This is a genomic window from Erwinia tasmaniensis Et1/99 (assembly GCF_000026185.1).
Classification (GTDB): domain Bacteria; phylum Pseudomonadota; class Gammaproteobacteria; order Enterobacterales; family Enterobacteriaceae; genus Erwinia; species Erwinia tasmaniensis.
The window spans coordinates 1,641,918-1,664,201 of record NC_010694.1 but is presented as its reverse complement, the minus strand read 5'-3'; the positions used below and the strand labels follow the sequence as shown (position 1 = coordinate 1,664,201).

The window sequence follows — 22,284 nt, the reverse complement described above, 5'->3', positions numbered from 1 at the left end:
TATTACCTCGGCTGTGAGTCGCGATCGGTCTGGGCAGGTGGCGCCACCGTCGCAGGTAACGGCGTTACTTGCGCATTGGCACGACCAGGCTCATCCCGTAATTGTTGAGGGTCTTGGTTTTTACTGGCAGCGGAGGACATCTCCGGTGCCGCGATCTCTTTAAGGCTGCTGCTGTCTTTAATATCTACCGCGTCACTTTCCGCATTTTCACGCTCTATCTGCTCCTCGGCGTCATGGTTCAACACCAGCAGACTGATACGTCGATTTACCGCATCGTTAGCGCCGCGATTCTTCAATTTCATGGTGTCCGACATCCCCACCACCCGCAGCATTTTGCCGCTGCTCAGCCCTCCGGCAACCAGCTCACGGCGTGACGCGTTAGCCCGGTCAGCGGAAAGTTCCCAGTTACTGTAGCCGCGCTCACCCCCGGCATAGGGGAAGTCGTCGGTATGACCCGCCATGCTGATGCGGTTGGGGATCTGGTTCAGAATCGGTGCAATGGCGCGTAAAATATCGCGCATATACGACTCCACCTCAGCGCTGCCGGTTTTAAACATTGGGCGATTCTGGCTGTCAATAATCTGGATGCGCAGCCCCTCTTCAACCATATTGATAATCAGGTGAGGACGCAGGGCGCGCAGTTTCGGATCGGCTTCAATCAGCTGGTCCAGGTTTTCACGCAGACGGTTAAGACGCACCTCATCCAGCTTACGTTTCTGCACGTTCATATCGAACCCTTTGCGCACCTCACCGATTTTCTCCGTCGGGTCCTGTCCACCGCCAGGAATAGGGCTACTGCTGTCGCTGCTGCGCTGCCCCCCGGTTATCGCCACTTTTAGCGGCGTCTTAAAGTAATCGGCAATCTGCACCAATTGTTGAGGGCTTGAGATTGAAATCAGCCACATCACCAAAAAAAATGCCATCATTGCCGTCATAAAATCGGCGTAGGCAATTTTCCATGAGCCGTGCGAGCCACTGTGCTTGTTGGCTTTTTTTCGCTTTACCAGCACGATGGGGCGATCGTTATGCTTCATGCGTCCTGATCCGAGGTCTGTTGTGGGGATTTAGCGTTACGCACATGCTCTTCCAGTTCGCTAAATGACGGCCGCTCGGTGGAATACAGGGTTTTACGGCCAAATTCGACGGCGATCTGCGGAGCATAACCGTTGAGGCTGGAGAGCAGCGTGACCTTGATACACTGCATCATCTTGATATTTTCCGCACATTTCTGCCGCAGCACGCCCGCCAGCGGCGAGATAAAACCGTAGGCCAGCAGAATACCGAGGAACGTTCCCACCATCGCGTTGGCGATCAGCGCACCGAGTTCGGCAGCCGGGCGATCGGCGGCGGCAAGCGTATGGATAATCCCCATCACCGCGGCGACGATACCAAACGCCGGAAGCGAGTCACCCATCGTACCCAGCGCCGTGGCCGGCACATCGCACTCATGCTCATAGGTTTCAATCTCTTCATCCATTAACGCTTCGATTTCAAAGGCATTCATATTGCCACTGACCATCAGACGCAAATAATCACTAATAAAGTCGACCAGTTTTTTATCGGCAATAATGCGCGGGTAATTAGCGAAAATTTCACTTTCCTGTGGATTATCGATATCGCGCTCCAGAGACAGCATCCCCTGCTGACGCGATTTAGCCATCAGCCGATACAGTAGCGCCATCAGATCCATATACACGGCTTTGTTGTATTTCGACCCGCGCATCAGCAACGGCAATGATTTCAGCGTTGCTTTAATCGCCTTACCGTTATTGCCGACGATAAAAGCCCCCACGCCAGCACCCACGATGATGAGCACCTCCGAAGGCTGATACAATGCGCCGAGGTGGCCACCTACCATAGCGTAGCCGCCCAAAACCGATCCGAGGACAATGATATAACCCAATATAATCAGCACGATAAATCCTTACGCTGTAAACACGTGGGTGAAAGATGAGCCAGATATCTGACAGGTCAGTGCGCCGGGCGAGGGGCAAAAAAAAGCAGCGGTCAAAGACCGCTGCTGGATTCACTCCTCGTGGCGAACATGTTTAAACGGCTTGTTTAACCTGTTCATCCAGCAGTTGTGAGTTGTTATCGGCAGTTTCAGGCGAAAGTTTACGTCTTTTTACCGCACGAGAGGGTGGCTGGCAAAGGCTACAGGTGAAGCTGCCACGCGGCTGGTGTGCATGGCTGATGAAGCTTCCGCCACAGCATTTACAGTCGGTTAACTCCAACATGCCGCTTTCTACAAAGCGTACCAGCGTCCAGGCTCGGGTCAGCGCCAACAGCGGCCCTTCATCCTGCCGCGGGCACTGTTCAAGATACAGCCGGTAGGCTTTGATCACCGCTTCTATGCCGCGACACAGACCGCTCTTCACCATAAATTGCCAGGCATTACAAAACATGGAAGCGTGAATATTTTGCTCCCAGGTCATAAACCAGTCGGTAGAGAATGGCAGCATGCCTTTAGGGGGCGGGCTACCACGCAACTCTTTATACAACTTAATTAAGCGGCCGCGGCTTAATTGAGTTTCGCTCTCTAACATTTGCAGGCGTGCGCCCAGAGTAATGAGCTCTATTGCCAGTTGAATATCACGCGCTTCCTGGACAATGCTTTTCTCGCTCATCAGCTTACCGCCCTTTTTTTCGGCGTCTTATTCTCTTGCGAGACGTCGCGCAATAGACGACTGGATAGCAGGATACCGGTATGGATTTGCTGCAAATCCTCTACCCGTGATTCCTGGGTCAAACGGGTGATTGATTGGTGATCGTTGAAACGAAACTGACAAACCAACTGGTTAGTCTCGGCCAGCTTAACCATCTCTGGCAATGTCAGGCTCGCCAAGGCGTCAGCCATCGCTTCATCAATACCAAGGCGAAACATCGCCGATACTTTTTCCTGGTTAATTATACGTTGTGCAAGCAACAAATAAGACAAATTGATATCGTAAATATGTTTGAGTAATTCTGATGTACCCATCTTTTCCACCCTGACTAACGCGACTTTAAATGTGTGCGGTGGATACCGCTACCTGGTTGCTGGTTGGTAGATCTAAAGATGGCAAAAATTAGTGGCAGGAGCCAAAGCTGAGTTAAAGCTGACTTGTTTTCTTAGATACGTGCAGAAACCAAGCCAGGGATAATTATACACTCATTTTGCCAGCGGCTATTCCTGAGCCTTTCTTCCCTGACTTATTCCTTTGTAACTCGCCGTTACATTCTATTAGGACTTTTCTTAAAGCAAGGCAACTCTATCCCCTCTGATCACGACATACAACGTGGAACAGTGCCAATTTTAGATAAAGTGTGACGCAGATCACACTTTTAACTCAACTATTTCCTAAAAAACCATCAGCATTGCTGTTGATTAGCTTACTAACTAATCATTTATGACTTTTTTTGAAGGTTTTATCCGTAAAGATATTTATGACCGTACACCAAAAAACAACCACACATCCAGGTAGAGTTAAAACCCATAAACAAGCCATTGATAAGATAAAAAAATCAATAAAAAAGGAATAACTAGAGATAAAACCCAAAAAAAAAGGAAAATTGCAGTTTTTAAATGAAGATAAATCACGGTGAGTAAGTAACGATATTCAGATGTCAAAATTGTGACATATCGCATATTTTAAGCAGGAACTGATAGCGTTTCGTAAGACGAAGAAACCTTATGTTTAAACCATAGCTGCATATGCAATGGGGTTTACATAAGATATATGAATGATTCAGCAGGGGATCGGGGGCGGCCGGCACCAGTATCGGCACAGGGACTGGAACCTTTAGTAAAAAGCCATTTTTATTTACTGCGTTGCATTTATTGCCCATTATTTGTCGTTTTATCCGACAATTTTGTAAAGTAACGTCAATAAGCACGTTAGTGCAAAATAGTGTTCAGGACAAACAGGATGGGGTCATGTTATCAGGGTGGACCTGTTTCAGATCCACCCCCGAATCAGGCCGGGTTTGAGCGCGAAGCAGACTGTTTTTTGTCCGCCGCACGGCGTGACGGCGTTAACGTCCGCAGATCCTGCAGATAACTTTTGCGCCAGTGAGCGATATCGTTTTGACGCAGTACCGTCATCATGTCGTTATAGCGCGAGATGCGTTCAGTTCGTGACATGGTCATTGCCTGATGCAGAGCAGCGGCCACGTCATCCCGATCGTAAGGATTGACGATAAGCGCAGAGGTCAGCTCGTTCGCCGCCCCGGCAAAACGCGACAGCACCAGTACTCCCGGATCGTCCGGGTCCTGCGCGGCAACATACTCTTTCGCGACCAGATTCATCCCGTCACGCAGCGGCGTTACCAGACCAATATCGGTCAGACGGAAGATTTTCATCAGCAGACGGCGATCGAAATGCTGATTGAGATAGTAGAGCGGCGTCCACCCCAGGGTGCCATATTTCCCGTTGATTCGGCCGGCTTCCGTTTCCAGCTGGTGCCGGATATCCTGGTAGGCCTGCACATCACCGCGCGAGGTGGGCGCAATCTGTGAATAGCGGATTTTACCGTGATGCTGCGGGTAATGCTCCAGCAGCGCCTCATAGGCGAGAAAGCGCTCTGGTAACCCTTTGGAGTAATCCAGCCGCTCACAGGCGATAATGTTCTGCGCATCGCCGAGATCTTTCTTCATCGCCACCATTTTTGGCGGTAACGGGCCTTCAGCCATCTCTTTAATGCTGTCGGGCTCAATCCCAATAGGATAAACCTCTGTGACAAAGCCATTGCCGAAAGCACGGTGCTGTTTACCCTCACTCTGCAATGGGGTTATTGACGATAAGCATTCGAGAAACGCGATGCGGTCACTTTCCGTCTGGAAGCCCAACAGATCGTATTCACTCATCATCTGCAACAGATCGGCATGGGGCGGAAGCGCAGTGAATATTTCCGGGGTGGGAAAAGGGATATGCAGGAAAAAGCCAATACGGTTAGTGATGCCCAGCTTACGCAGTTCGGCGGCGAAAGGCAGCAGATGATAGTCGTGGATCCACAGAATATCATCCTGTCTCAGCAGCGGTTGCAGGCGATGAGCGAGTAACGTATTCACACGGCGGTAACCCTCCCAGGCTTCGCGCTGGAAGTTAACCAGATCGAGGCGATAATGAAAGGCTGGCCACAACACCGCGTTGGAGAATTGCAGATAGTAGAGATCGTAATCATTCTGATTCAGACCGAAAGAGGCATAGGTAATATTATCCTGTTCCAGAATAGTCAGTTCATCGTCATCTTCACCTATTTCATTGATCTCACCGTTCCAGCCGTACCACATGCCACCGGTTGTTTTCAGCGCATCGACGATACCCACGGTCAGGCCCCCTGCGCTGGCCTTGCTACCATCCGGGATGGCAATACGGTTAGATACGACGACTAAGCGACTCATCACTTTGACTCCTTAACGACGCTTCTGCGCCGTTGTCCAGTTGTTTTCGCGCCTGAGCCAGCCAGTGATAAACGGCGTTAACATCGGCCAGATGCTCCCGCGCCTCACTGGAGCCGGAACCGACCTTAATAGAGATACCCCCGCGGCTATTTACCGTCTTAAAACCGGCCTCGTCGGTCAGATCATCGCCGATGAAAACCGGTACGCGACCGGCAAAGGGCGGCCGCTGCATAAACTGCGTAATGGCAGCGCCCTTGTTCACGCCCTGCGGCTTCAGTTCCACCACGCATTTCCCCGGCTGCTGTGCCAGCTCGGGAAAGCGCGCCACCATTGCGGCGGCCAGCTGCTCTATCTGCTGCTGATGGTGCGGGGCCTGTCGGTAATGCAGAGCGAACGCGGCTCCCTTAGTTTCCAGCAGGCAGCCCGGCAGCGATGCGATAGCCTGCTCAAGCTCCCGCCGCAGCACGCTGACGGTGAGGGGTTCGAGCGTGACGCGCGTTATCCTCCCTTCACTATCACGGCGCTCGGCACCGTGCACGCCGGCCAGCGGCAGAATTAACGGTGCGGCAAGGGCGTCCAGCTCAACGATCGGTCGACCGGATATCAGAGCAACGGCCCCGGCGCAGTAGTGCGCCAACCACTGCAAATCGTCCAGCACCCTGGCCGGGATAAAAACCTCATCTGGCCGCGGCTGAATCGCCGCAAGGGTGCCATCCACATCAAAGAAAAAAGCATATGCCGTCGTCGCCTGTAACGGGGAAACGGGATCTGTTGGTATCGGCACAGCGTTCTCCTGGTTAAGCGTTCGGAAAGAGGCTGTGCAGACAATGGAGGGGCATGACATTGCCGGGGCATACTGCACAGCGCAGCGTCTGTCGCCAGACGACGAAGACAGCCATACGAACCGGTGATGGTGCCGGACGGATATTTTCTGCAGCGACACATCAGTATAACAGTTTTCAGGTCGGCCCAGACGGGCCGCCTGACCAGAGGCTACGCCGTGCTGGCGGGATATCAGACGGCCCGCCCAGCGGATTTTTACCCTGTCGATCTCTCTAACGGGGTACGCGTTTCTCCTCTCCGTGCCGCGCATCGGCACGGCCCCACCCCGCTGTGGCCGCAGTCTCCGCAAATTTCTCATCAAAGACGGGCGTGAATGAAGCGCGTCCGCATAGCGGCCGAAACTGTCTATGAATAGCGCGAATAACCCGGCTGAATAACGGCCTTTAAGCGCATTTTTTAAGCACAAAACCGCGCTCTTTTTCAGACCAGTCCGAGATATCGGCAATAATCTCTCATCCGGCCACTAAACCCGTTCAGATACGTTATATTGCCCTGAAAAAATGACACCGGCCCGGCCGACGCCTGGCGTCAACAAAGAGAGATGATAATGCTGCGTATGATGATCAAGAGAAAGTGTGAACGCACCCACGCTGAAGACCGTTACCTGGCCCTGGTGCTGGCCACCAGCGCCGGATTACTGAATGCAATGGCGCTGGGGGCCTTCGGCATCTTCCCATCACATATGACCGGCAATACATCGCAATTGTCTTCCGAAGTTTCTAGCGTCGATTTTAAAGGGCTGATGTTTCTGCTGGCGATTATTACCGCTTTTGTGATCGGCTGCGTGACCTCTCGCCTGACCGGGCTGTGGGGGATTAAAAACAAGATACGCACCATCTTCAGCATTATTCTGCTGACTGAAGGCATCATGTTAATGATGCTGTCGGCGTTTGAAACGTTCTTTTTTGCCACCAGAAACAACCGTGAGGTAATTGTTTTCCTCGGGTTTTTGATGGGAATACATAATGCAACATCGACCCAGCTTTCCAACGGCCGCGTGCGTTCAACCCACGTCACCGGTACCTTAACGGATGCAGGCATTGCCCTCGGCTCGGTGCTAAGCGCGCTGTTCCAGCGTGACCGCTCGCAGCCAATGGCCCCCCAATGCCAGCAGTTTGTCACTCATCTGGTGACGATTACCTCCTTTCTGACCGGAGGTATTGCCGGCCTGCTGTTATTCAACCAGTTTGGCTTCAGCTCAATGATCGCCGTAGGCGGGTTCCTGGTGCTGATCGCCATCAGCTCAATTGTGGTGACCGTGCGTATTGCGCGTTATTGACTCATCCCCTTTTCTTTCGCCGCGGTCCATCGTCAGGCGGCCCGCAGTAAAAAGGTAAACTCCGCGCCGGGTCAAATGTTTCCATACACTCTCCGGCCCCGGGGTTAAATTCATCCCGTCTTCTGAACAGATATAAATCCCGTATTGCAGTGCGCCACGGGTGCAGCTGGCTGTAGTGAGATATTTGTCTAAAAACGCAAACCCTGTAGACAGCGCGTTAATCAAACTTTAGCTTTTATCAGAATTGTTATACCTGGAAGGCTAATACATTATGAAAAATGATATCAGGAACCTCGATCTTAACCTTCTTAAAGCCCTGGATGCGTTACTGGATGAAGGTAGCGTGACGCGGGCGGCTCAACGTCTTTCCCTGACTCAACCGGCGGTCAGCGGAATGCTTACCCGCTTGCGTGACTACTTTGGAGATCCCCTTTTTGTGCGGACAAGCCATGGCATGGTAGCCACGCTGCGCGCCAGCGAACTTGCTTTACCGGTAAAGCAAATCCTCACGGACATCGCTATTTTACTTAAACCACTGGATTTTGAACCGATAATAGCGGAACTGACTTATACCATTGCAGCAACGGATTATGCGCTTAAGGCCGTTGTTATACCGCTGATGGCGGCGCTGAAACAACGTGCGCCGCGTGTCAAAATCGCCGTGCGGTCTGTAGACAGTGAGCGAATATATCAGCAGCTGTCTCGGGGAGCAGTCGATCTGGCTCTGCTAACACCGCAGACGACACCCGACGATCTGCATGGAAGAACGCTCTATGAGGAACATTATGTCTGCCTGGCACGCAGCCACCATCCGCTGGCTGCGATTAAAAACATTACGCTAAAACAGTTCTGCGAGCAGGAACATATTCTGGTCTCCACAGAAGGAAAATTTAGCGGTGTGACGGATGAAGCACTCGCGGAATTGAAGCTAACAAGGCGAGTTGGTATGTCGGTCAATAGTTTTCTGGTGATACCCGATATTTTGCGATTGACCAATATGATTGCCGTTGTTCCCCGCCGTATGGTCCCGGCTGATAGCGACATGGCCATCATCCCTTTGCCTCTGAACGTTCCCGGTTTTAGCAAAAGCATGGCCTGGCATGAGCGTACTCACCGCGATCCCGCTCATCAGTGGATCCGTACGTTGTGCCTGGAAGTCAGCCAGCAGCACGCCGTGATATAACTTAACTTATTATCATAATAAATAATGACAATTCGCCTTATACCTCGTTTGGATTGATAATTTTTGCAGCACGTTGAATGTTGTGACCGTAGCTGCACATCCAGCACAATCAATCATCGCAAGTGAGGATATTTATGAACGTCATTAACTGGCCTGAAGGCTTTGTTCCTGGTTTTACCGATAATTTTGTCTCTAATGAAATGATCGTCTCTGGTCTGAGTGTCAATGATGTCTGGCCTTTTCTAAGTCAGCCATTCCTGTGGCCGGACTATTATAAAAACTCAGCCGATGTGCGCTTTTATGATAATAAAGGCCCCGAACTGGAACATGGGGTGCGCTTCTACTTCAGCACGTTCGGGTTTCCCGTTGAATCTCTGGTTGTAGAGTGTATTCCTCCTGCGGAAGGCCGGCCTGCTCGTCTGGCGTGGCATGGATGGTCGGGCGAAGAGAACAGCGCTGAACGTCTCGATGTGCATCATGCGTGGTTGTTGGAAGATCTTAGCGGTCATCGTGTTCGTATCCTGACTCAGGAAACCCAGAACGGCAACCCTGCGAAACAGCTGGCAAAAACTCGTCCAAACCCCATGCTCAACGGCCATCAGGAATGGCTGGATGGCCTGATTGAAGCGGCGGCCGCTGGCGTCAGATAACAACATTAAGGTATGGCGTGATGAGTGCCCTTGCTGACACCGTCAGAGCCATACTTTTACTGACCAGATTCATCAGTGATCCACACGATATAAACAAGATCAGAGTGGTTGGTGACGATATTGCCCAATCTGTTTTTCAGGTATATATCTGGATATGGCAACGTTGAAGGTTTACTCATCTGTAAAGTCATCCCACCAGCACATATTATTGTCTTGCTCACACCATCAACAGGGTAAACCGCTAAATTCATCGCAACTTCAAATGGTTCAGAGAATTTTCTTAGAAAAGGGTTGAACGCCAGTCAGATTCGGTAATACTGTATAAAAACACAGTAACGTTGGGTTATCCATGATGCAGCTTTTTCATCCCACAGAGATTGACGACTCCAGCACGCTTCCCCTGTTTACGGAACGCGTACCCTGCGGTTTCCCCAGCCCCGCTCAGGACTATGTCGAAGACAGGCTGGATCTCAATACGCTGTTGATAGCGCATCCCGGAGCCACCTATTTTATCAAAGTGAGCGGCGAGTCGATGACCGGGGCGGGAATTGGCGACGGCGATTTACTGGTCGTCGATCGCTCGCTCTCGGCCCGGCATGGCGATATCGTCATTGCCGCCGTGGCCGGCGAGTTTACGGTCAAGGAACTGCGCACGCATCCCAGTTTGCAGCTGGTTCCGCATAATGACAGCTACTCGCCCATGACGTTTCACAATGCTGAAGAATTGGAAATATTTGGCGTGGTGACGTTTTCGGTTAAGTCGCATAAATGACCATGTTTGCCCTGGTCGATGTGAACAGCTTTTATACCTCTTGCGAAACGGTTTTTCGCCCGGATCTGCGCGGACAGGCGGTGGTGGTGGTCTCCAACAACGATGGCTGTGTCATTTCACGTTCTGCGGAGGCAAAGTTGCTGGGTATAAAAATGGCAGAGCCCTTTTTTAAAATAAAAAACGCCGTATATCCCGCTAAAGTTCACGTATTCAGCTCTAATTACGCACTTTATGCCGACCTCAGCGAACGCGTTATGCAAACGCTGACCGATATCGCCCCCGCCATTGAGATCTATTCCATCGATGAAGCCTTCGTTAATCTGTCCGGCGTCAGCAACTGCGTTTCTCTGGCGGATTTTGGCCATCAGATGCGCAATCAGGTGCTCAAAAACACCGGACTGACGGTTGGCGTGGGCATTGCGCAAACCAAAACGCTGGCGAAGCTGGCCAATCACGCGGCAAAAAAATGGCGCGCTACCGGCGGCGTGGTCGATTTATCCCATATTGACCGGCAGCGCAAACTGCTGGCGCTGGTGGCGGTGGAAGATGTCTGGGGCGTAGGCCGGCGTATCAGTAAAAAGCTTAATCTGATGGGCATAACGACCGCACTCGATCTGGCAGAAAGCTCGCCATGGGTGATCAGGAAACATTTCAACGTGGTGCTGGAAAGGACCGTGCGTGAACTGCGTGGTGAACCTTGCCTGGAAATGGAAGAGTTCGCCCCGACCAAGCAGCAGATCGTCTGTAGCCGCTCATTTGGCAGCCGCCTGACGCAATATTCAGACGTGCATCAGGCGGTTTGCGCCTATGCCGAGCGGGCAGCGGAAAAGCTGCGCGGCGAACGACAGTTCTGCCGTTTTATCAGCGTGTTTGTGCGCACCAGCCCGCATGCAGACAATGAAGTGTATTACGGCAACCAGGCGTCGACGCAGTTGATGACACCGTCAAACGACACGCGCGACATTATCCGTGCCGCAACCGAGTCGCTGGAGCGTATCTGGATAGACGGCCATCGCTATATGAAAGCCGGCGTGATGCTGGCCGATTTCTACAGTAACGGCGTTTCGCAGCTTAACCTGTTTGATGAACGGCACGTCTGGGCCAACAGCGCCGCGCTGATGCAAACCATCGACGGCTTAAACCGCTCTGGTAAAGGGAAGGTTTGGTTTGCCGGCCAGGGGATTGAAAAGGCCTGGGCGATGAAGCGGGAGATGCTGTCCCCCGCCTACACCACGCGCTATGCCGACCTTCCCGTGGCGAAATGATACCGGATTGTCACTGCTGCTATATCGTTCAAGGGTCTGGTGCGGTCAATAAGAGGTGAGTATCATAATCAAAACTTAACGTTATTGCGGATGAGTGAATAGAGGCCATCCGACAGGATAAAATTGATGGGTATTGCAGGCATACGCTCTAGCCGTGGTGATGGGTATCAGACGCTGGTAGCATTTGATTGGGCATTGAAAGTATTGTCCGATAGAGATTATCAATGGCTTGAAATTGATTCGATAAACAGCTCAGTAGATGATGTGGTCATTGGCAAAGTTGGCGGTGCCCGAATCGCTTGTCAATGCAAAAAAAATCAACCCCATTTCAAGGCCTGGACGATAGCCGATCTTGCAGACGAATTGGACAAAGCGGCCCATTTGCTGGCCAGCGATCAAAATGTAAAAGTCCGCTTCTATTCACGCAACAACTTCGGCGCTCTGGCAAAACTGAAAGAACACAGCTCAACCCAGCATGATGAAAATAGTTACCGCCAAAGTTTAGGTAAAGAACTACAGGCGGTAGATAAGGATTTGTCTGCACAGCTTGCTAAAGTTACCCCCAACCTTTCCACTTTTACATTCTTGTGCCGGACCCATTTTGTCGCCACCGATGACATGGATCGAATGAATGAAGATCTACACCAGCGCTTACGACAATTGGTGAGCAATCCTGAGGCTGCATTCAATGCCCTGTGGGTGAAACTTGATAAATTAGGCGGGCGCATGGATGACGATAGCTTATCTGTCGCTATGCAACATCGTCTGACCAAAGGCGACCTGCAGACAATTATTCAGCAGGCTGGTGCAATGCTGGCTCCACCCATGGATAGTGCTGAGATACGTCACTCTTTTGCCAGCACCTCTGCCATCGGCAGATCGTGGCGGCGGGATATTGCGGGCCAGCGTATTTCCGCGTCGATCGTGGATGAACTGCTTGCGGCCATTGACGCTCAAAACAGATCCATCCTGCTCACAGGGCTTCCTGGCTCGGGAAAAACCTGTGCGATGCTGGCGTTGCAGGAGGCGTTGGAAGAACGGGCAAAAACGCGTTCGGATATCGTTCCTCTGTTTATCCAGTCGCGCGAGTTTGCCGACCTGGCGACATCTGAAGGGCGTCAGTCCCAGGGTCTGGCTGCGCAATGGGTGGAAAACGTCGCCCGGCTGGCTGAAGACTCCCGGGTAATTGTGGTGATCGATTCTCTGGATGTGCTGTCCATCGCCCGCGATCATCGGGTACTGCAGTATTTTCTTGCCCAGATCGAGCGCCTGCTATCAATTCCCAATGTCACCGTTGTGACTGCCTGCCGTGACTTTGACAGGCATTACGACCATCTTATTGCCGCAAGGCAATGGGATAGTGAAGTAACGTGCCAACCGCTGGACTGGGATAGCGAAATAGTGCCATTACTTGATACGCTGGGGATCGCGACTGCCGCTATTGATGCTGTCACCCGAGAGCTGATTAGGAACCCACGCGAGCTGGCACTGTTTGTCGAGCTGGCTCAACGGGACGGCAGCTTCAACGTCGTGACCAGTCAGGCATTAGCACAACGCTATCTTGACACTATCGTGCGTGCCAACAATGAATTGGGCAATACGGCAATAGTGGCGTTAGAAACGATCGCGGCGGAAATGCTGCAATCGCGCAGTCTGGTGATACCACATCAGCGTTTCACTGCCTCTCAGGATATTCAGCGCAAGCTGTGCAGTCTTAATGTGTTGCAGGAAACCCAGGATGGAAAGCTGACATTCGGACATCAAACTCTGCTGGATGTGCTTGTCATCAGCGGAGCCATGCGCAATGGCGTCACGTTGGATGAGTTTATACACAGCTTGCCGCCCGTTCCTTTTGTGCGCCCCAGCATCCGTAGTTTTGTCGCGCAGCTGGCACTGGGCGAGCGCCGCGAATTCAGAAAACAGCTTAGAACGGTATTAGCGGGTAGTACGCCCTTCCATATCAAACGCCTGGTCGCAGGATCCTTTGCCGGACAGCTACCCGAAGATGAAGACTGGTTATTGATACGTGATTTACGTGAAAAGCACCGTGCTGTCTTTCAGATAATCTATACTGCGGCCGGTGAAATTGAGTGGCATCGCTTCTGGCTTAAATATCTGGTTCCCCATTTAAAAATAATGCGCGATGCGGAAGGAATGGTGGCGCATGCCTGGCATATTGCGCAATGGAGCAATAAAGATTGCGCAGGCGTCATTGCATTCTGGATGGAAGTGCTGTCACTGGAATGGCTTGATGGCAATGGAATTGCATACCGGCTGGGCATTTATCTGTCTGCAATCACGCCAGAAAATTTGATACTGGTTGCCCCACTACTGGAGCGGCTGCTTGCTATGCCGCTACCTGAGCGGAGTGCTCTTGGGCGCGTTATCGCTAATTGTGTGGCAGCAGGTGTGGTGGATGACGCCCTGCTCTGGCGTTATATCACAGTGGATGGGATCAGCGACGAGGATATGCTGCAATTCAGCTTCGGTAACAAACTGCGTTGCATGGCTCATGAGTTCGGGAACCAGAATGACCATTTTCTCCGTCAGCGTATGATGCAATCCAGCGCTTTGCTGGATTTAGCCCTGGGGTCAATTGAACATTGGAGCAATGCTCGCGCACCCCGCTATGGCATCCCCTGCACAGACTACCGGGATGGTTTCTTAAAGGAAACTTCTTACTCAGATACACATAGCCAGAAAATCACAGGCCACAAGAGCAGTATGAACATTTTGCTTGAGGCCGTTGAAGCTGCCGTTCTCCAGCATGCAAAAACACACTCAGACTGGTGGCAAAAAAACCGTGAACGTCTTTGTTTCCATCCAGAGGGTGCGTTGCGCTACTTCGCGATACTGGCTTGCACTGCATCGCCTGAAGCGAATATTGACCTGACAGGCCGCATGTTGAGCGATAAAACCATGCTGGCGTCTGAACTTTCCTTCGAATCAGGTGAATTGATAGCGTCAGCCTTCAGGCTCCTCGCAGCTCCAGCACAAGATGCTGTAATGGCGAGTATTTTGAGCATGCGAACCGCCACCTCCGGTCTCTGGGTAATGAAAGCGCAAGCAGAGCTGATCATAGCGATTCCTTGCCACCTGCGTTCAGCTGAAGTTCAGACAGTCGTCGATGCCTGCGAGAAAAAAGCGGGGATAGTCGTCCGTCAACCGAGGATCCATGTACAAAGCGGCATAGTTGGCGCGCCCTTTTCATTTGAGGTATTTCTTGATATCAGCGATAGCTGGGTGTTGAGATTACTCGCACACTACGCGGGTCATTCGCATCGGGATGGCGAGGACTTTCTGATTGGCGGAGAACGCGAAGTTGGCGGGCAGTTACAGGAAGCCGCATCCCGGCAGCCTTCCCGATTCCTGAACATACTATCCGTTCGCTGGACGGAAATTCCTAATGGCTTTCGTGATCACATCATAAATGGCGCGGCCAACTATCTTGCCTATCGTTATGGCAACCTGCATTCTCACGGCACCTGGCAGGCGGTCGAAGAGCCTGATGCCTCACGGCTGGCAAGCCAGATCCTCAATGAGCTTGAAAGACACCCGACCGAATGGCGGCACCGGCGCTCGACGGCAAACGCGCTTGAAGCCTGCGCAAATGTCATACAGAGTTCGCAAGAGGCAGAGCGGCTAATTCTCATCGCCGCAGACTTTGCCAGCCTGGATGAAGCCGATCCCATCGAGGGCGATTCCATAAATTTAATTGATATAGGTATCAATATGGCCAAGGGGGACGTTGCCGATGCCTTGATGATCCTGACAGAGAATTTTCTGGAGCAAGGCAACGAATTTCCTGAGTTACTGGTCCCCACGCTGCGCCGTTTTGCCAGTGATAAACACCCTGCCGTTCGCGCCTTGATGTTACGTCGTTTGCCCCGTTTGCAAAGCAAATGTTTCGACCTGGGCTGGGAGCTTTTCCATCTCGCCATGCAGGATACATCCGGGCTTTGGCAGATCGCCGAGCCATGCCTTTACTCTTCCTACCACCATCATTTTGAGGTAGTGAGACCTTTGCTGGCGCGCTTGCGCGACGAGGGCAGCGGAAAAGATCTGGAAACCTGGGGACGCATTTCAGCGTTAGCTGCCGTGACTCCACACGTCAACTTTGGTGAATTTTCAGATGACCTGAATGCGTTGAATAGCACTGAAGCCTGGTGTGGCGCGGCTAACGTGTGGACCAACGCTGAAAATATCCGACAGCATCGGGAACAGTGTCTTGAAGGGATAAACTCGGGTTTACATTCAGGTGGCCCACATGCCTTAGAAGTCGCCAGGCAGACAGCGCATATTTTCGACGGTAACACTGATGTGATTTTTGTGCCGACAGAACTTATCAGCCGCTGTTTTTCAGTATTTGAAAGCTATAGCCGTTGGGGAGATGAACAACATCACCTCTATGGGTTTCATCAATGGCTTAACGCGATGGCGCAACAAGATCCAGATCAAGCCCTGACCGCAGCAGAGATCTATCTGGCCTGTTTCAGTGATGGCACATCATACCTACATAATGATGATGATAGTCTCACCCAGCTAATCACCCGCCTGTTTGCGGAAGCAGAGGAACGGGAAGAGTCTGATGAGGGTGTGATGTTACAACGCGTGGTGGGCGTACAGGACAGGCTACTTTCACTGGGCGTTAATGGCGTCGAAGAGTGGTTAAAAGCCGCAGAGCGACCGTAATTGACCTGCCTCCCTTTGTGCAAAAATCTGCCGATTGCATGAACAGGCAACCGCACTGAATCAAATTATTCATCGATATAACGGGATCTGACATGGGCTGGGGATAATACCTGGGCGATGAAGCGCGAGATGCTTTCGCCCGCCTACACCACGCGCTATGCCGACCTTCCCGTGGCGAAATGACCCACATTGTCGCTGCGGTTTACCGCAAAGAGGCTCACCGCTATCAACCCGTTGAGCCCCGCACGGCAGCCTCGATACGCGCTACTGCTGTCAGTCTTGCCGGGGCTGTGCAAGAACGATAGCAGGTCGTTCGCGGTTACGGACGTCAGAGAATATTTTTCTCGGCCAGATCGAGCGCAAAGTAGCTGAAAATAATATCGGCACCGGCACGTTTGATGGCTCCCAGGCTTTCCAGCACCACCTCGGTTTCGCTGATGGCCCCGGCCTGCGCGCCAAATTTGATCATCGCGTACTCGCCGCTCACCTGGTAAGCCGCCAGCGGCAGCCGGGTGCTGTCGCGGACTTCGCGCAGAATGTCCAGATAGGCACCCGCCGGTTTAACCATCAGCGCATCCGCCCCTTCCGCCTCGTCGATCAGCGATTCGCGGATCGCTTCGCGGCGGTTCATCGGGTTCATCTGATAGGTTTTGCGGTCACCTTTCAGCGAAGTGCCTGCCGCTTCACGGAACGGGCCGTAGAAGGAGGAGGCAAACTTGGTGGAATAGGACATGATGGCGGTATCGGTAAAGCCCGCCGCGTCCAGCGCGTGGCGGATCGCCGCCACTTGGCCATCCATTGCCGCCGAGGGCGCGATAAAATCAGCCCCGGCGGCGGCGGCCACCACCGCCTGCCTGCCGAGATTTTTTAGCGTGGCGTCGTTGTCCACGCCATGGTCATGCAGTACCCCGCAGTGCCCATGGCTGGTGTATTCACAAAAACAGGTATCGGACATCACGATCATTTCCGGCACCGTCTGTTTGCAGATACGTGACATACGCGCCACCAGCCCGTTCTCATTCCAGGTATCGCTGCCGTCGGCGTCGGTGTGATGGGAAATACCAAAAGTCATCACCGACCGCACGCCCGCTTTGGCAATGCGCTCAATCTCATAGGCCAGGCGCTTTTCCGGAATGCGCATCACGCCCGGCATGGCGGCAATGGGCTTATAGTCGTCAAGGCCTTCTTCGACAAAGATCGGCAGCGCCAGATCGTTCAGGCTGAGGCTGTTTTCCTGAAAAAGAGAGCGAAGAGAAGCGGACTGGCGCAGGCGTCGTGGACGCTGAATGGGAGAGTAGCTGGACAAAACAACCTCGTTTTTAGCGGATCATCCGCCGGATATCGGCCCGGAGATGATAAAAAATAAATAGTGTGCTAACAGTATACCCCAGGATGCGCGATGACAATCTTTCAGCAATCACTGCCGCGCTTCGCGGCACAGAATGTGTAACGTTACGCGTTCCGTAACGCGGTTTTCCTGCAAGGAGCAGCAGATAGCACTTCACTCACCTTACCGACTTTCTGTTAATTAATGGAACCCCTTATGTCAGAGAAAAAAACACTTAACTTTGTCACCCTGCTGGGCAGCCTGCGCCAGGCCTCATTTAATGCAGTGATCGCCAACAGCCTGCCCGCGCTGGCCCCGGCCGGGATTGAAATCAGCGCTCTGGGTTCGATTGCCGACTTCCCCCACTACAATGCCGATACGGAGGCAGAGGGTATCCCCGCTGCGGTGCTGGCGATAGGGAATGCCATAGCCGCCGCCGATGGGGTGATTATTGTGACGCCCGAATATAACTATTCGCTGCCGGGCGTGCTGAAAAACGCCATCGACTGGCTGTCGCGCCTGCCGGAAAATCCTTTTGCCAATAAGCCGGTCGCGATCCAGACCGCCTCACCGGGCGCAATCGGCGGCGCTCGCGCTCAGTATCATCTGCGTCAGAGCATGGTGTTTCTTAACGCCCGCGTGCTGAACAAACCGGAAATTTTCATCGGTCAGGCCAGCAGTCGTATCGATGTGGTGAACGGTGTGATTAGCGACGAAAGCACCCGTCATCATCTGACTGCCCAGCTGGAAGCGCTGGCGCTGGCCGCAGGTCAACGCGTTTAAACCCTGATTGCGCGAAAAAAAACGGCAGACGGCGGCAACGTTTTCCAATATTCCGTCCATACTGAGCTGATAAAAAATCGACCCAGGAGTGATGATGGAATTTATCGGCTGGACAGCCGCTACCGGTGGCTTACTGTTACTTATTTCACTGGCCTCCGGCTGGATTAACCGCGGCCCGGTGACGGGCTTTGCCCTCTATCTGTTGGCCGGCATTGTCTGCGGGCCGTGGCTGCTGGATTTGTTACGCATTGATATTGCGGCCCATGCTGAGCTGGCCAAAAATCTGACCGAAATCGCGATGGCCGCATCGCTGTTTATTACCGGGCTAAAATTAAGGCTGCCGCTTAACGATCCGGGCTGGCGCATGGGGCTGCGGCTGGCGTTTCCCGCCATGTTACTAACGGTGGCGGGCGTTACGCTGGCCGCACATCTGCTGGCCGGGTTTTCCTGGCCGCTGGCGCTGGCGTTTGGCGCTATTGTCGCGCCAACCGATCCGGTGCTCGCCAGCCTGATCTCGGTTAATGATGCCAGCGACAGCGATAACCTGCGCGTGTCGCTGTCCAGTGAAGCCGGGCTGAATGACGGCACCGCCCTGCCGCTGCTGATGCTGGCGATGGCGCTGCTGACCGGTGATGGCGACATATCTTGGTCCTATTTTGGTCACTGGGCGCTGGTTGATGTGCTGTGGGCGGTGATCGGCGGAAGCGCGATCGGTTTTGTGCTCGGCCGTCTGATCGGACAGTTCGCCACGCATCTGCGTCATACCCAGCAGGACGTGGCGCCTAACGACTTTCTGGCGCTGGCGCTGATCGCCCTGAGCTATGCGGCGGCCCAGTCGCTGGATGCTTCCGGTTTTCTGGCGGCGTTTGCCGCCGGTATTGGCCTGCGACGTGCGGAAATTGGCGTGGTACGGCGCTTCCCTTACCAGGATTATCAGGAAGGCAACCCGCATCCACCGGCCGAGGAACTGATTAACCCCAACGCCCGCCATGCGTTTGAAGGCACCAATCCTGCCAGCTCCGCCGGGTTAGTCGTGAGCGATGCGCTCTCTTTCGGCGATACCATTGAGCGCCTGTTCGCCGCCGCCATTATTATTGTACTGGGTATCACCCTGGCACAGCACTGGGATCCGAACGGGCTGCTGCTGGCGGCGCTGCTGTTTATCGTTATCCGCCCGCTGTCGGTATGGATTGCCACGGCAGGCATGAAAACGCCGGGCTTGCAGCGTGCCACCATCGGCTGGTTGGGCATTCGCGGCATCGGCAGTATTAACTATATTGCCTGGGCCTACACCCACGGCTTGGCGGGCGTTGACGCAAACCGCATGGCCGATATGGCTTTCACCCTGATCGTCGCCAGCGTAGTGGTACACGGCATCTCGGTGACTCCGCTGCTCAACTGGCGTCAGGCGCGCCGAAATCGCCAATAGCCCTTCCCTTATCCCCGTTGATTACCGGGCTGCCTGAACGTCGGCGGCCCGGTGAGACAGGTTTCAGCAGGTCGCGCCTGATCCTGAGCAAATTAAAGTCTATTTGTGGTTTTCTTAACAGGAGTCAGTCAAAGGCTATATTGATGCCCCTCATGGACGACAAGAATATATTTCAAACCAAACCTGGGGTGTTTTACTTTTACTCCTGTCTTTTGAGGTTCACCAGCAGGATCACAAAAGGAAATAAACGGGCCCATTGCCAGGGTAACGCCGTAATCCCGCGCCAGTCCTGCCGCCCCCGTTAGGAATACCGATCACACGAACCCGTGTTGCCCACGCGTAATACTGTTTACCCGTTCCAGCGTATCATCGGTTGAGCCATCATTAATCATGATCGGTTCGTTGGGCGCGGGCATTTCTGCCAACAAAGAAAAATGATGAAGCAAGGGGGCTAATGAATAAAAGTAGATGTGTCAGACGTTCCTCACCAAATAAAATAATCACATTAAAATTATCTTAAATATGACCTGATCATGGGTAAACATCAGGATTAATCTGTCAGAAAATTCATATTTTGAGATAACGTCAGGCTGGCGCAGCGCGCCGGAGAAAATGTGACGATTTAGCGCCAAAAGTCGAGCCCCTGTTTCAAGACGGCTACCGTAGGTTAAAAGCAGCGTTGAATGCAGAGAAAACAGACTGTCAATGACGGCTTCAGACCGCCGCTGCCTGCGGCGTATCGTCAAAAAATAAGGGCCGTTTATCAGCCGGTCGTTAATCAGCCATACAACCGCACGCAATGTCTTTCCGCAGTCGTATGGCTCCAGCACCTGAGCGTGACGGGCAGCAAGGTCACGCGCCCGCTAACCAATCGAGCGGCACACCGCTCCCCTGCGCAAACGACCCATGCCCAGCCAGCACAAGGCGGTAAATACCCAGCCAATCAGCCACGAGATATCATTTCCGGCAAACCAGCCTACCAGCGCCCCCTGATAGAAGCTGTTCGCGATAAACGGCAGCTGCACCAGAACGCCGAGTGCGTAGGTACTGATCCCCACCCAGTTCCAGCGCCCGTAGCGGCCGTCAGGATCGCTTAACGCCGCCACGTCCAGCTGCCCGCGCGTGACAAAATAGTAGTCCGTCAGGTTGATGGCACTCCAGGGAACAAAGAAAACCAGCAGGAACAGCAGAAAATGGGTGAAAGATTTAAGGAATGAAGGCTGGCTCAACATGGCAATGCAGCAGGAGAGCAGCACCATCAGAACAATAAACAACATACGCATCCATTCGCTAATCGCCACCCGCTGGCGGAAGCCGCAAACGATCGTCGCCAGCGACATAAAGCTGCCGTAAGCATTAAGCGTGGTGAAGGTGATTTTGCCGAAGCAGATAGCAAAATAAAGCACCAGCGCCATCACTCCGCTGGAACCTAACCCGACGATATATCCCACTTCATTACCGGAAAACGCGCTTCCGGCCAACGCCGCGGCCATCACGCCCAGCGTCATTGACGCCTGCGTACCCAGCACGCTGCCGCTGAAGACCGCCAGAAATGTTCTGCGTGCCGAAACCTCACGCGGTAAATAGCGCGAATAGTCCGACACATAGGGACAGAAAGCGATCTGCCAGGAGGATGAGAGCGACACCGCCAGCAAGAACATCGGCAGCGAAAAGTGGCGGTTAGCCCATAGTCCGCCGAGATCGTTCTCCAGCAGCAGGCGGGTAAACAGATAGACAAACGCCACTATGCCGACCACGCTGGCGACCTTCCCCAGCGCGTGGATAACGCGGTAACCCAACGTGGCGACCACAATAATGATCAGTGCGAATAGCATCATCCCGCCGCGATCGCTAACGTTGATCATGTGGGCAAGCGCCTGCCCGGCTAGCACGGTGCCGCTCGCGGAAAAGCCAACGTACATAATGCACACCAGCACCAGCGGGATCGCCGCGCCGTAGATGCCAAACTGAGCCCGGCAGGTGATCATCTGCGGCAGCCCGAAACGCGGCCCCTGAACGGCATGTAGCGCCATGATCGCCGCGCCGATAAGCTGTCCCACCAGCAGCCCTGCCAGCGACCACACCACGTCGCCCCCCAACACCACCGCCAGCGCGCCGGTAACGATGGCGGTAATCTGCAAATTGCCGCCGAACCACAGGGTGAACTGACTGAACACCCGGCCATGACGCTCGGCATCGGGGATATAATCAATAGTGCGGCTTTCAATCAGCCGCCGTGACGGCCTCGCGGTCGACGACAAGTCAGAAGTGACGGACATCATTAACTCCCTCTCTGAAGGATCGGACCCCAGCGCAGGGGGGTAAGGATGACCTGCCTGTACCGGCGGAGCGATCTTGTCTATACAACCAAAAAAAATAAAGTGCCATAAATAGCCGCAGCCAGCAATTTGCATCGCCATAGGAAATTGTGATGGTGTGATGACCGCACGGGGGTAAGGATCATTTTGAGGGTTTCGCGCCCGATGCCGGATTTTTTGTCGCCGTTAAATATGGCGATAAAAACGGCAGCGGCTGCTCCAGACAGGTCCGGCTTCAATCAACCGCCCGACGCGCCAGCACCGGCATCGCACGGGATCATTGCTCCGAAGGATATCCATCCGCTGCAGCGTTTTTTTTAAAAAGCAGGATAAATAGCCGAAAAACTCCAGACTTAGCCG

The 22,284-nt window shown here is 53.2% G+C and carries 16 protein-coding genes and 1 pseudogene; 9 read left to right on the top strand and 8 right to left on the bottom strand.

Features of this window, described 5'->3' with window-relative positions; all coding sequences use genetic code 11:
• Positions 1-2 precede the first annotated feature (2 nt).
• From motB to otsB, 6 genes are all read right to left on the bottom strand, one after another.
• The gene (motB, locus tag ETA_RS08435; protein ID WP_012441201.1) at positions 3-1,034 is read right to left on the bottom strand and encodes a flagellar motor protein MotB; all 1,032 of its coding nucleotides are present in this window, start codon (positions 1,032-1,034) and stop codon (positions 3-5) included.
• Positions 1,031-1,915, bottom strand: coding sequence for a flagellar motor stator protein MotA (motA, locus tag ETA_RS08430; RefSeq protein ID WP_012441200.1), 885 nt, complete (start codon positions 1,913-1,915; stop codon positions 1,031-1,033). Before motA ends, motB begins: the two co-directional genes overlap by 4 nt.
• Before the next feature lie 133 nt (positions 1,916-2,048).
• Complete coding sequence (gene flhC, locus ETA_RS08425; RefSeq protein WP_012441199.1) at positions 2,049-2,627, bottom strand: flagellar transcriptional regulator FlhC; 579 nt, start codon at positions 2,625-2,627, stop codon at positions 2,049-2,051.
• Positions 2,627-2,980: a flagellar transcriptional regulator FlhD gene (gene flhD / locus ETA_RS08420; protein WP_042958833.1), complete on the bottom strand. Its 354-nt coding sequence runs from the start codon at positions 2,978-2,980 to the stop codon at positions 2,627-2,629. The genes flhC and flhD overlap by 1 nt, the downstream gene beginning before the upstream one ends.
• 975 nt (positions 2,981-3,955) lie before the next feature.
• Positions 3,956-5,383, bottom strand: a complete 1,428-nt coding sequence (otsA, locus tag ETA_RS08415) for an alpha,alpha-trehalose-phosphate synthase (RefSeq protein ID WP_042958831.1) — start codon at positions 5,381-5,383, stop codon at positions 3,956-3,958.
• Positions 5,358-6,167, bottom strand: a complete 810-nt coding sequence (gene otsB / locus ETA_RS08410) for a trehalose-phosphatase (RefSeq protein ID WP_012441196.1) — start codon at positions 6,165-6,167, stop codon at positions 5,358-5,360. The genes otsA and otsB overlap by 26 nt, the downstream gene beginning before the upstream one ends.
• A 606-nt stretch (positions 6,168-6,773) precedes the next feature.
• On the opposite strand from otsB, the gene ETA_RS08405 reads away from it, so the two are divergent.
• From ETA_RS08405 to ETA_RS20575, 7 genes and pseudogenes are all read left to right on the top strand, one after another.
• Positions 6,774-7,505, top strand: coding sequence for a YoaK family protein (locus ETA_RS08405; protein ID WP_042958829.1), 732 nt, complete (start codon positions 6,774-6,776; stop codon positions 7,503-7,505).
• Between the two features lie 271 nt (positions 7,506-7,776).
• The gene (locus tag ETA_RS08400; RefSeq protein WP_012441194.1) at positions 7,777-8,688 is read left to right on the top strand and encodes a LysR family transcriptional regulator; all 912 of its coding nucleotides are present in this window, start codon (positions 7,777-7,779) and stop codon (positions 8,686-8,688) included.
• A 134-nt stretch (positions 8,689-8,822) separates the two neighbouring features.
• Positions 8,823-9,338 (top strand): SRPBCC family protein, encoded by a 516-nt coding sequence (locus tag ETA_RS08395; protein ID WP_012441193.1) that lies wholly within the window; start codon positions 8,823-8,825, stop codon positions 9,336-9,338.
• Between the two features lie 352 nt (positions 9,339-9,690).
• Positions 9,691-10,110: a translesion error-prone DNA polymerase V autoproteolytic subunit gene (gene umuD, locus ETA_RS08390; RefSeq protein ID WP_012441192.1), complete on the top strand. Its 420-nt coding sequence runs from the start codon at positions 9,691-9,693 to the stop codon at positions 10,108-10,110.
• Between the two features lie 2 nt (positions 10,111-10,112).
• Positions 10,113-11,375 (top strand): translesion error-prone DNA polymerase V subunit UmuC, encoded by a 1,263-nt coding sequence (umuC, locus tag ETA_RS08385; protein ID WP_012441191.1) that lies wholly within the window; start codon positions 10,113-10,115, stop codon positions 11,373-11,375.
• A gap of 126 nt (positions 11,376-11,501) precedes the next feature.
• Positions 11,502-16,067 (top strand): AAA family ATPase, encoded by a 4,566-nt coding sequence (locus tag ETA_RS08380; protein WP_012441190.1) that lies wholly within the window; start codon positions 11,502-11,504, stop codon positions 16,065-16,067.
• A gap of 102 nt (positions 16,068-16,169) precedes the next feature.
• Positions 16,170-16,250, top strand: a pseudogene (locus ETA_RS20575) (DUF4113 domain-containing protein); the annotation flags it as partial.
• 145 nt (positions 16,251-16,395) lie between these two features.
• Here ETA_RS20575 and hemB read toward each other — a convergent pair.
• The gene (gene hemB / locus ETA_RS08375) at positions 16,396-17,373 is read right to left on the bottom strand and encodes a porphobilinogen synthase (RefSeq protein ID WP_012441189.1); all 978 of its coding nucleotides are present in this window, start codon (positions 17,371-17,373) and stop codon (positions 16,396-16,398) included.
• Between the two features lie 225 nt (positions 17,374-17,598).
• Here hemB and ETA_RS08370 point away from each other — a divergent pair, with 225 nt between their 5' ends.
• Together ETA_RS08370 and ETA_RS08365 are read left to right on the top strand one after the other, a co-directional pair.
• Entirely contained in the window at positions 17,599-18,177 is a 579-nt protein-coding gene (locus ETA_RS08370; RefSeq protein WP_012441188.1) for an NADPH-dependent FMN reductase, read from the top strand.
• Positions 18,178-18,271: 94 nt separating this feature from the next.
• Positions 18,272-19,606, top strand: coding sequence for a cation:proton antiporter (locus tag ETA_RS08365; protein WP_012441187.1), 1,335 nt, complete (start codon positions 18,272-18,274; stop codon positions 19,604-19,606).
• Positions 19,607-20,469: 863 nt separating this feature from the next.
• Here ETA_RS08365 and ETA_RS08355 read toward each other — a convergent pair.
• Positions 20,470-21,885: a purine-cytosine permease family protein gene (locus ETA_RS08355; protein WP_012441185.1), complete on the bottom strand. Its 1,416-nt coding sequence runs from the start codon at positions 21,883-21,885 to the stop codon at positions 20,470-20,472.
• Between the last annotated feature and the right edge of the window lie 399 nt (positions 21,886-22,284).

What these genes read in the sequence shown, in the direction of transcription:
- motB (WP_012441201.1), bottom strand. Translation starts at nt 1,034, where the DNA reads ATGAAGCATAACGATCGCCCCATCGTGCTGGTAAAGCGAAAAAAAGCC.
- flhC (WP_012441199.1), bottom strand. Translation starts at nt 2,627, where the DNA reads ATGAGCGAGAAAAGCATTGTCCAGGAAGCGCGTGATATTCAACTGGCA.
- flhD (WP_042958833.1), bottom strand. Translation starts at nt 2,980, where the DNA reads ATGGGTACATCAGAATTACTCAAACATATTTACGATATCAATTTGTCT.
- otsA (WP_042958831.1), bottom strand. Translation starts at nt 5,383, where the DNA reads ATGAGTCGCTTAGTCGTCGTATCTAACCGTATTGCCATCCCGGATGGT.
- ETA_RS08405 (WP_042958829.1), top strand. Translation starts at nt 6,774, where the DNA reads ATGCTGCGTATGATGATCAAGAGAAAGTGTGAACGCACCCACGCTGAA.
- ETA_RS08400 (WP_012441194.1), top strand. Translation starts at nt 7,777, where the DNA reads ATGAAAAATGATATCAGGAACCTCGATCTTAACCTTCTTAAAGCCCTG.
- ETA_RS08395 (WP_012441193.1), top strand. Translation starts at nt 8,823, where the DNA reads ATGAACGTCATTAACTGGCCTGAAGGCTTTGTTCCTGGTTTTACCGAT.
- umuD (WP_012441192.1), top strand. Translation starts at nt 9,691, where the DNA reads ATGCAGCTTTTTCATCCCACAGAGATTGACGACTCCAGCACGCTTCCC.
- umuC (WP_012441191.1), top strand. Translation starts at nt 10,113, where the DNA reads ATGTTTGCCCTGGTCGATGTGAACAGCTTTTATACCTCTTGCGAAACG.
- ETA_RS08380 (WP_012441190.1), top strand. Translation starts at nt 11,502, where the DNA reads ATGGGTATTGCAGGCATACGCTCTAGCCGTGGTGATGGGTATCAGACG.
- ETA_RS08370 (WP_012441188.1), top strand. Translation starts at nt 17,599, where the DNA reads ATGGAACCCCTTATGTCAGAGAAAAAAACACTTAACTTTGTCACCCTG.
- ETA_RS08365 (WP_012441187.1), top strand. Translation starts at nt 18,272, where the DNA reads ATGGAATTTATCGGCTGGACAGCCGCTACCGGTGGCTTACTGTTACTT.
- ETA_RS08355 (WP_012441185.1), bottom strand. Translation starts at nt 21,885, where the DNA reads ATGTCCGTCACTTCTGACTTGTCGTCGACCGCGAGGCCGTCACGGCGG.